The sequence below is a fragment of the Mongoliimonas terrestris genome (assembly GCF_001927285.1).
In the GTDB taxonomy this organism is placed as follows: Bacteria; Pseudomonadota; Alphaproteobacteria; order Rhizobiales; family Pleomorphomonadaceae; genus Chthonobacter; species Chthonobacter terrestris.
In genome coordinates this window covers 1-9,540 of record NZ_MSIG01000034.1, presented here as the reverse complement: position 1 = coordinate 9,540, position 9,540 = coordinate 1, and the positions used below count along the sequence as shown (strand labels likewise).

Genomic DNA, 9,540 nt, shown 5'->3' with positions numbered 1-9,540 from the left:
TCCGCTTCAGGCGGACCACCCACGCTTTTCCTTTTTCCTTTCCTTTTCCGCGTCCCCTTCCCCCACCTCGCGCCCACCCTCCCCCTCGCGGGGAGGGTCGACGGCCGTCAGGTCGTCGGGGAGGGGTCGCCGGCCAAGCGCGCCCCCCAACCCTTAAACCCCTCCACCGTCACCCCGGCGAAAGCCGGGGCCCAACCGTCCGCCCCATCAACCGCCACGCAGCGCCCATGCCCGCGCCGGCCGGATCCCGCCTTCCGCCAGCAGGAAGAGCCTGCGCCGCACCCCCTCACCCCCCAACACCCACTGTCGGAGCTTTGTCGAGGCTCCGACAACCACGTCGGACCAAACCCCCGCAAACCCTGCCCACCCACTGATCATCTTCAACAAAATCAACTACTTACCCCATGCCAAGCCCCTTGGCACGCAGGTTGCGGATAAGGGGCCAGCGGCGATCGGAACTCACCGGCCGCGCGTTCGGACCCAACCCCAACTTCCGGAATTCCGACATGGCAAAGCTTCGGCAAATCGCCTTCTACGGCAAGGGTGGCATCGGCAAGTCCACCACCTCCCAGAACACCCTCGCGGCTCTGGTCGAGCTCGATCAGAAGATCCTGATCGTCGGCTGCGACCCCAAGGCCGACTCCACCCGTCTGATCCTGAACGCCAAGGCGCAGGACACCGTCCTCCACCTCGCCGCGTCCCAGGGCTCGGTCGAGGACCTGGAGCTCGAGGACGTCCTGAAGATCGGCTACAACGGCATCAAATGCGTGGAGTCCGGCGGCCCGGAGCCCGGCGTCGGCTGCGCCGGCCGCGGCGTCATCACCGCCATCAACTTCCTGGAAGAGAACGGCGCCTATGACGACGTCGACTACGTCTCCTACGACGTGCTCGGCGACGTGGTGTGCGGCGGCTTCGCCATGCCGATCCGCGAGAACAAGGCCCAGGAGATCTACATCGTCATGTCCGGCGAGATGATGGCCCTCTACGCGGCCAACAACATCGCCAAGGGCATCCTGAAGTACGCCCACTCCGGCGGCGTGCGCCTGGGCGGGCTGATCTGCAACGAGCGTCAGACCGACCGCGAGCTCGACCTCGCCGAGGCCCTGGCCGCCCGCCTCAACTCCAAGCTCATCCACTTCGTGCCGCGCGACAACATCGTGCAGCACGCCGAGCTGCGCAAGCAGACGGTGATCCAGTACGCCCCGCAGAGCCAGCAGGCTCAGGAGTACCGCCAGCTCGCCACGAAGATCCATGCCAACTCGGGCCTCGGCACCGTGCCGACCCCGATCACCATGGAGGAGCTGGAGGACATGCTGCTCGACTTCGGCATCATGAAGTCCGACGAGCAGGCCCTCGCCGAGCTCGCCGCCAAGGAAGCCGCCAAGGCGGCCGCCGCGCACTGATCCGGACGGCGGCGCGGCCACCGGCCCGCGCCGCCCGCATCCCCCTCGCCGTCCGCCCCGGGCCTTGACCCCGGGGCCGGACGGTCCGGGGTCCGCCCGATCCCCATCCCAAGACCTGCAGACAGGACGATCCCCATGAGCCTCGACTATGAGAACGACGGCGAAGCGATGGGTAAGCTGATCGAGGAAGTCCTCGAGGCCTATCCGGAGAAGTTCGCCAAGCGGCGCAAGAAGCACCTCAACGTTGCCAAGGACGGCGACGAGGTGGCCGAGGACGGCCAGCCGCTCACCGAATGCGACGTGAAGTCCAACATCAAGTCCGTGCCGGGCGTGATGACCATCCGCGGCTGCGCCTACGCCGGCTCCAAGGGCGTGGTGTGGGGTCCGATCAAGGACATGGTCCACATCAGCCATGGCCCGGTCGGCTGCGGCCAGTATTCCTGGTCCCAGCGCCGCAACTACTACATCGGCAAGACCGGCATCGACAGTTTCGTGACGATGCAGTTCACCTCCGACTTCCAGGAGCGTGACATCGTGTTCGGCGGCGACAAGAAGCTGGAGAAGGTGATCGACGAGATCAACGACCTCTTCCCGCTCGCCAACGGCACCACGATCCAGTCGGAATGCCCGATCGGCCTCATCGGCGACGACATCGAGGCGGTCGCCAAGAAGAAGGCCAAGGAGCACGGCAAGACCGTGGTTCCGGTGCGCTGCGAAGGCTTCCGCGGCGTCTCCCAGTCGCTCGGCCACCACATCGCCAACGACGCCGTGCGCGACTGGGTGTTCGAGAACAAGGGCGGCGTGGAGCAGAACGCCGACACCGCCTTCGAGCCCGGCCCCTATGACGTCAACGTCATCGGCGACTACAACATCGGCGGCGACGCCTGGGCCTCCCGCATCCTCCTCGAGGAGATGGGCCTGCGCGTGGTCGGCAACTGGTCCGGCGACGCCACCCTCGCCGAGATCGAGCGCGCCCCCAAGGCCCGGCTCAACCTCATCCACTGCTACCGGTCGATGAACTACATCTGCCGCTACATGGAAGAGAAGTACGGCGTCGCCTGGACCGAGTACAACTTCTTCGGCCCGAGCCAGATTGCCGACAGCCTGCGCAAGATCGCCAAGCACTTCGGCCCGGAGATCGAGGCGGGCGCCGAGCGCGTCATCGCCAAGTACCAGCCGCTGGTCGACGCCGTGATCGCCAAGTACCGGCCGCGCCTGGAAGGCAAAACCGTGATGCTCTACGTCGGCGGCCTCCGCCCGCGTCACGTCATCACCGCCTACGAGGATCTCGGCATGGAGATCGTCGGCACCGGCTACGAGTTCGGCCACAACGACGACTACCAGCGCACCGGCCACTACGTGAAGAAGGGCACGCTCATCTATGACGACGTGACCGGCTACGAGCTGGAGAAGTTCATCGAGAAGGTGCGGCCCGACCTCGTGGGCTCCGGCATCAAGGAGAAGTACCCGGTGCAGAAGATGGGCATCCCGTTCCGTCAGATGCACTCCTGGGACTACTCCGGCCCTTACCACGGCTACGACGGCTTCGCCATCTTCGCCCGCGATATGGACCTGGCCATCAACAACCCGGTCTGGGGCCTGATGAAGGCACCGTGGAAGAACGATGACGCCCCGGCTCTCGTCGCCGCCGAGTGAGACCAGGCAGTTAAGCCCTGACACGCCGGGCCGCCCCATCGGCCCGGCACCCCTTCCAAACCCATCCGCATCCGCCCGCGCCGGCGCCGCCGGTCGCGAACCCCTCTCCTTTGCCAGTGCCGCCGTATGGCGCGGCCAGACATCGAAGGATCAGACCCATGCCGCAATCGGCCGAAAAGGTGCTCGACCACGCACCGCTCTTCCGCGAGCCCGAATACAAGGACATGCTCGCCAACAAGAAGCTCAACTTCGAGTGCGGCGTCTCCGACGCCCGCGTCAGCGAGATCGCCGACTGGACTCAAGGCTGGGACTACCGTGAGAAGAACCTCGCCCGCGAGGCTCTCGTGGTGAACCCCGCCAAGGCCTGCCAGCCGCTCGGCGCCGTGTTCGCCGCCGCCGGCTTCGAGCGCACCATGAGCTTCGTCCATGGTTCCCAGGGCTGCGTCGCCTACTACCGCTCGCACCTCTCCCGTCACTTCAAGGAGCCGTCGTCGGCGGTCTCCTCGTCGATGACCGAGGACGCGGCCGTGTTCGGCGGCCTCAACAACATGGTGGACGGCCTCGCCAACACCTATTCGCTCTACAATCCGAAGATGATCGCCGTCTCCACCACCTGCATGGCGGAAGTCATCGGCGACGACCTGCACTCCTTCATCCAGACGGCCAAGGACAAGGGCTCGGTTCCGGCCGCGTTCGACGTGCCCTTCGCCCACACCCCCGCCTTCGTCGGCAGCCACGTGGACGGCTACGACAACATGGTGAAGGGCGTTCTGGAGCACTTCTGGAAGGGCCGCACCCGCACGGAAGTGAAGGGCAAGGTCGCCATCATCCCGGGCTTCGACGGGTATTGCGTCGGCAACAACCGCGAGCTGAAGCGCATCCTCGACCTGATGGGCGTCGACTACGTCCTTCTCGGCGACGCGTCCGACCAGTTCGACACCCCGGCCGACGGCGAGTTCCGCATGTATGACGGCGGCACGAAGCTGGAGGACGTGGCGGCCGCCCAGGACGCCGAATACGTCATCTCCCTGCAGGGCTGGTGCACCCGCAAGACGCTGGAATATGCCGGGACCTTCGGCATCAAGACCGAAGTCTTCCACTACCCGATGGGCGTCGCCGCCACCGACGAGCTCCTGGTCAAGCTCTCCGCCATCTCCGGCAAGCCCGTCCCGGCCGAGATCGAGCGCGAGCGCGGCCGGCTGATCGACGCCATGGCGGACAGCCAGGCGCACCTGCACGCCAAGAAGTACGCCATCTTCGGCGACCCGGACTTCGCCACCGCCTTCGCCCGCTTCGTGCTGGAGACCGGCGGCGAGCCCACCCACATCCTCTCCACCAACGGCACCAAGCACTGGGAGGAGGAGATCGCCCCGATGCTCGCCGCCTCCCCGTTCGCCCGGGAGAGCAAGGTGTGGCCGCAGCGCGACCTCTGGCACCTGCGCTCGCTGCTCTTCACCGAGCCGGTCGACTTCCTGGTCGGCAGCTCCTACGGCAAGTACCTGGAGCGCGACACCAAGGTCCCGCTGATCCGCATGACCTTCCCGGTGTTCGACCGCCACCACCACCACCGCTTCCCGGTGTGGGGCTACCAGGGAGGCCTCCGCGTCCTCACCACCCTCCTCGACAAGGTCTTCGACGTCCTCGACCGCGAGACCAACGAGCCGGGCGTGACCGACTACAGCTACGACCTCACCCGCTGAGCGGAGAGGGTCCACGCGATGACAGGCGGCCGGGCGAGGAGCCCGGCCGTTTGGCGTTTGGTGTCGGCTCCGCCCGATACGACACATTCCAGATCGATAGCTTGACGGCTTCGTCCACCTTCATCAAATCTACGGATGGCAGAGTGACCGAGTGGAGAGCCCTGATGATCGTTCCGATCGAGGAGGCACAGATCCGATTGGCCGATCTGGTGGAACGCGCACGACGCGGCGAGGATGTCCGCCTCGGCGCGACAGAGGGAGCCGTTGTGCGCCTGGTTCCGGTCATCACCTGTGAAGCCGTTTCCGCCTTTACGCCCCGTCCGGTCACGCCCGAGGAAATCGCCCGCCGGCGACGCCTTCTCGACGAGATCGCACGCTCCGCCTCGGCCAAGGCACGCCCCGGCCCCGACGCGGCCCGGTCCCAGGATTTCCTCTACGACGAATACGGCCTGCCCGGGTGATCGTCACGGACAGTTCGGCTTTGATGACAGTGCTGCTGCGGGAGCCCGGATGGGAGGCGGTCCGCACCGCGCTGGAACACGCCGAGGTCGTCCACATCTCCGCGGCGACCCTGGTCGAAGTGAACATCGTCGCTCTCAGACGCGACGTCGCCGATGAACTCGACGCCATGTTGAACGTCCCCCCTATCGTCGTCGCCGACGTCGGCGCCGAGGAGGCCGGCCATGCCGTCCAGGCATACCGGCGATGGGGCAAGGGGTTTCATGCGGCCCATCTCAACTTCGGTGATTGCTTTTCGTATGCGCTCGCACGGCAGAAGAACCTGCCGCTCCTGTTCGTCGGCCGCGACTTCGCCGCCACCGACGTGATTGCCGCAATCCCAACCGCCTGAAAGCCGACAAGAGGGATCGTCGCATTCCCGACAGGCGTTGTCGCGACAACCCGGCCGCCGCTGGCCGTTGACCGTCAAGCCGTTTTAACTAAACGCATTTCCTCCCCCACCCCACACTGGCACCCTCCTTGCTCCTCCTCCCCCGAACCCCCGCGGGAGGACGCGCGTCATGTCCCTTCAGGCCAAGATCCAGGACGTCTTCAACGAACCCGCCTGCGACAAGAACCTCTTGAAGGACGAGAAGGCGCGGAAGAAAGGCTGCTCCAAGCCGCTCACCCCCGGCGCCGCCGCCGGCGGCTGCGCCTTCGACGGCGCGAAGATCGTCCTGCAGCCGATCACCGACGCCGCCCATCTCATCCACGGGCCGCTCGCCTGCGAGGGCAATTCCTACGACAACCGGCACGCCGCCTCGTCCGGCCCGCTCCTCTACCGCACCTCCTTCACCACCGACGTGACGGAGCTCGACGTGGTCATGGGCCAGGGCGAGAAGAAGCTCTATCGGGCCATCCGCGAGATCGTGGAGACCCACGCGCCGCCGGCCGTGTTCGTCTACTCCACCTGCGTCACCGCCCTCATCGGCGACGACATCGAGGCGGTCTGCAAGACCGCGAGCGCGAAGTTCGCCACCCCGGTCATCCCGGTCATCGCCCCCGGCTTCGCCGGCGCCAAGCAGCTCGGCAACAAGCTCGCCGGCGAGACCCTCTTCGACCACGTGATCGGCACCGCCGAGCCGGAGGTCTCCACCCCGACCGACATCAACATCATCGGCGAATACAACCTCTCCGGCGAGCTCTGGCAGGTGGAGCCGCTGTTCCGGCGGCTCGGCATCCGCCTCCACGCCTGCATCACCGGCGACGCGCGCTATCGCGACGTGGCGTCCGCCCACCGCAGCCGCGTCAACATGATGGTGTGCTCGGCCGCCCTCATCAATCTCGCCCGCAAGATGGAGGAGCGCTACGGCATCCCCTATTTCGAGGGCTCCTTCTACGGCGTGGAGGACACCTCCGACGCCCTCCGCCAGACCGCCCGCCTCCTCGTGCGCACCGGCGCCGACCCGGACCTCCTCACCCGCACCGAGGCCCTGATCGCCGAGGAGGAGGCCCGCGTCTGGGCCCGCCTCGCCCCCTACCGGCCGCTGCTACAGGGCAAGCGCGTGCTCCTCTACACCGGCGGCGTGAAGTCCTGGTCCGTGGTCTCCGCCCTCATGGAGATGGGCATGGAGATCGTCGGCACCTCCGTCCGCAAATCCACCGCCGAGGACAAGGCCCGCATCAAGCAGCTGATGAAGGACGACCCGCACATGTTCGAGGCCATCGCGCCCCGCGACATGTACCGCATGCTGAAGGACCGGGAGGCCGACATCATGCTCTCCGGCGGCCGCACCCAGTTCATCGCCCTCAAGGCCAAGACGCCCTGGATGGATATCAACCAGGAGCGCCACGACGCCTTCGCCGGCTACGACGGCATGGTGGAGATGGTGAAGAAGATCGCCGCCGCCATCCACAACCCGGTCTGGGCCGCCGTCCGCGCCCCCGCCCCGTGGGAGACCGCCGAGGCCGACGACCTCTTTGCCCCGAACTTCCTCGCCGACGCCCTGGTGACCCCCACCTTCGGCGGCCCCGTGCTGACCGAAACCGTGCTCGCCGACACACTCCCGCAGGACGCTCCCGCCCTGCCGGCCGGCGCCTTCCTCAAGGCCTTCGCGGGCTCCGACGCCCAGGAACTGGGAGAGTGCTGATGTCCATCGTCGTCCCGGTCCGCAAGTCCGCCACCGTCAACCCGCTGAAGCAGTCGGCCCCGCTCGGCGCCGCCATGGCGTATCTCGGCGTCGAGGGCGCCGTGCCGCTCTTCCACGGCAGCCAGGGCTGCACGGCCTTCGCGCTCGTCCTGATGGTGCGCCACTTCAAGGAGACCATCCCGATCCAGACCACCGCCATGAACGAGGTCTCCACCATCCTCGGCGGCGCGGACCATCTGGAGGAGGCTCTCCTCAACCTGAAATCCCGCATGAAGCCGAAGCTGATCGGCATCGCCTCCACCGCCCTCACCGAGACCCGCGGCGAGGACATGGCCGGGGAGGTACGCACCATCCTCAAGCGCCGCGCCGACGATCTTGCCGGCACCACGGTCGTCTACGCCTCCACGCCGGACTTCACCGGCGCCCTGGAGGAAGGCTGGGCCAAGGCCACCGAGGCGGTCATCGCCGGCCTCGTGCCGGAGACCCGCGTCGCCGGCGCCGACCCGCTCGCGGTCAACATCCTCGTCGGTCAGCACCTCACCCCCGGCGACATCGAGGCCGTCCGCGATCTGGTGGAGAGCTTCGGCCTCACGCCGACCCTCCTCCCCGACATCTCGCTCTCGCTCGACGGCACCGTGCCGGACGCCTGGGTGCCCACCAGCTACGGCGGCACGCCCCTTGCCGCCATCGGCGCCATGGGCCGGGCGGCCGCCACCTTCGCCATCGGCGAGCACATGGCCGCGCCAGGCCGGCTCCTCGCCGACCGCACCGGCGTGCCTCTCACCGTGCAGCCGAGCCTCACCGGCCTGGAGGCCGCCGACGCTTTCGTGGCCGCCCTCGCCCGCCTCTCCGGCCGGCCGGTGCCGGAGCGGCAGAAGCGCGAGCGCTCGCGCCTCGTCGACGCCATGCTGGACGGCCACCTGATCGTCGGCGAGCGCAAGGTCGCGGTCGCCGCCGAGCCGGACCTCCTCTTCGCCGTCACCACGCTGCTTGCCGGCCTCGGCGCCCGCATCGTCGGCGCGGTCTCCACCGCCGTCGGCTCCCGCGCCCTGGAGCGCATTCCGGCCGAAGAGGTGCTGATCGGCGACCTCGGCGACCTGGAGCGGCTCGCGCGGGAGGGCGACGCCGACCTCATCGCCACCCACAGCCACGGCCGCCAGGCCGCGGAACGCCTGCACCGTCCGCACCTTCGCATCGGCTTTCCGATCTTCGACAGGCTCGGCAGCCAGCACAAGGTGTCGGTCGGCTATGCCGGCACCCGCGCCCTCATGTTCGAGATCGCCAACCTCTTCCAGGCCGAACACCACGCGCCGTCCCCGGCCGGCCTCGACCCGTTCCGCGACCGGCCCGTCCCGGCCGCCCTTTCCCCGGAGCCCCGCCCATGCTGACCCGCCGCCTCGCCCTTGCGGACACTCTCTCCGGCCCGGCGCTGACCGGCCCGACCATCCGCGTCGCCATCGCCACCCAGGACATGAAGGGGCTCAACGCCCACTTCGGCTCCGCCAAGCGCTTCGCCGTCTACGACGTCTCCACCGAAGGCTGGAGCTTCGTGGAAGCCCTCGACTTCGACGACGTCTCCGACGAGAGCGGCAAGCACAAGACCGAGGGCGACGACCGCATCGGCCCGAAGGTGGAGGGCCTCACCGGCTGCCAGATCCTCTTCTGCCTCGCCATCGGCGGCCCCTCCGCCGCCAAGGTCGTGTCGGCGAAGATCCACCCGGTGAAGGTGCCCAACCCGGCGCCGATCGAGGAGGTGCTGGAGCGCACCCGCGCCATGCTGGCCGGCACCCCGCCGCCGTGGCTGAGGAAGCTCCTCGCCGACGCCGGCGTCACCGCCAAGCCGGCCTTCGACGCGGACGACTGACATGCCCCACCTCACCGCCCTCGCCCTCTTGATCCTCGCCCTGACGCCCCTGACGCTGCTGCGCCCGGCGCCGAAGCCCGCGGCCGCGCAATCCTCGCGCCTGCCGCGTTGGCAGGGATTGAAGGGATCGACGGGATCCACGGGATCGACAGGATCCACGGGATCGCCGCGACCGTCATGGTCCGCGCAGGCGGACCACCCACGCTTTTCCACCTCCGCTCACCCGGCCACCACCCTTCCGTCCAACCGACAGAATGCGTGGCTGGTCCGACTGAACCGGACCATGACGGTCGGGCTTGAGGCTACGGCAACGGATCACCCCACACCGC

General features: G+C 68.0%; 9 protein-coding genes. All 9 read left to right on the top strand.

The window, feature by feature from the left end; genetic code table 11:
• Positions 1–506: 506 nt before the first annotated feature.
• Complete coding sequence (gene nifH, locus BUQ68_RS22285; protein ID WP_075218236.1) at positions 507–1,403, top strand: nitrogenase iron protein; 897 nt, start codon at positions 507–509, stop codon at positions 1,401–1,403.
• Between the two features lie 135 nt (positions 1,404–1,538).
• Positions 1,539–3,059, top strand: coding sequence for a nitrogenase molybdenum-iron protein alpha chain (gene nifD / locus BUQ68_RS22280; protein WP_075218235.1), 1,521 nt, complete (start codon positions 1,539–1,541; stop codon positions 3,057–3,059).
• Between the two features lie 158 nt (positions 3,060–3,217).
• Positions 3,218–4,759, top strand: coding sequence for a nitrogenase molybdenum-iron protein subunit beta (gene nifK, locus BUQ68_RS22275; protein ID WP_075218234.1), 1,542 nt, complete (start codon positions 3,218–3,220; stop codon positions 4,757–4,759).
• 164 nt (positions 4,760–4,923) lie between these two features.
• Positions 4,924–5,220: a hypothetical protein gene (locus tag BUQ68_RS22270; RefSeq protein ID WP_075218233.1), complete on the top strand. Its 297-nt coding sequence runs from the start codon at positions 4,924–4,926 to the stop codon at positions 5,218–5,220.
• On the top strand, positions 5,217–5,609 hold the full coding sequence (locus BUQ68_RS22265; RefSeq protein WP_075218232.1) for a type II toxin-antitoxin system VapC family toxin: 393 nt from the start codon (positions 5,217–5,219) through the stop codon (positions 5,607–5,609). Before BUQ68_RS22270 ends, BUQ68_RS22265 begins: the two co-directional genes overlap by 4 nt.
• Before the next feature lie 169 nt (positions 5,610–5,778).
• Positions 5,779–7,347: a nitrogenase iron-molybdenum cofactor biosynthesis protein NifE gene (nifE, locus tag BUQ68_RS22260; RefSeq protein WP_083656820.1), complete on the top strand. Its 1,569-nt coding sequence runs from the start codon at positions 5,779–5,781 to the stop codon at positions 7,345–7,347.
• Positions 7,347–8,735 carry a nitrogenase iron-molybdenum cofactor biosynthesis protein NifN gene (nifN, locus tag BUQ68_RS22255; protein ID WP_075218237.1) on the top strand — a complete coding sequence of 463 codons (1,389 nt, stop codon included), beginning with the start codon at positions 7,347–7,349 and terminating at the stop codon, positions 8,733–8,735. Before nifE ends, nifN begins: the two co-directional genes overlap by 1 nt.
• Positions 8,729–9,211 carry a nitrogen fixation protein NifX gene (gene nifX, locus BUQ68_RS22250; protein WP_075218231.1) on the top strand — a complete coding sequence of 161 codons (483 nt, stop codon included), beginning with the start codon at positions 8,729–8,731 and terminating at the stop codon, positions 9,209–9,211. Before nifN ends, nifX begins: the two co-directional genes overlap by 7 nt.
• Position 9,212: 1 nt before the next feature.
• Positions 9,213–9,540: hypothetical protein (locus BUQ68_RS24045; RefSeq protein WP_210215678.1), on the top strand; the 328-nt coding region annotated here is incomplete at its 3' end.

Excerpts from the sequence above, each read along its gene's own strand:
- nifH (WP_075218236.1), top strand. The coding sequence starts at position 507 with ATGGCAAAGCTTCGGCAAATCGCCTTCTACGGCAAGGGTGGCATCGGC.
- nifD (WP_075218235.1), top strand. The coding sequence starts at position 1,539 with ATGAGCCTCGACTATGAGAACGACGGCGAAGCGATGGGTAAGCTGATC.
- nifK (WP_075218234.1), top strand. The coding sequence starts at position 3,218 with ATGCCGCAATCGGCCGAAAAGGTGCTCGACCACGCACCGCTCTTCCGC.
- BUQ68_RS22270 (WP_075218233.1), top strand. The coding sequence starts at position 4,924 with ATGATCGTTCCGATCGAGGAGGCACAGATCCGATTGGCCGATCTGGTG.
- nifE (WP_083656820.1), top strand. The coding sequence starts at position 5,779 with ATGTCCCTTCAGGCCAAGATCCAGGACGTCTTCAACGAACCCGCCTGC.
- nifN (WP_075218237.1), top strand. The coding sequence starts at position 7,347 with ATGTCCATCGTCGTCCCGGTCCGCAAGTCCGCCACCGTCAACCCGCTG.
- nifX (WP_075218231.1), top strand. The coding sequence starts at position 8,729 with ATGCTGACCCGCCGCCTCGCCCTTGCGGACACTCTCTCCGGCCCGGCG.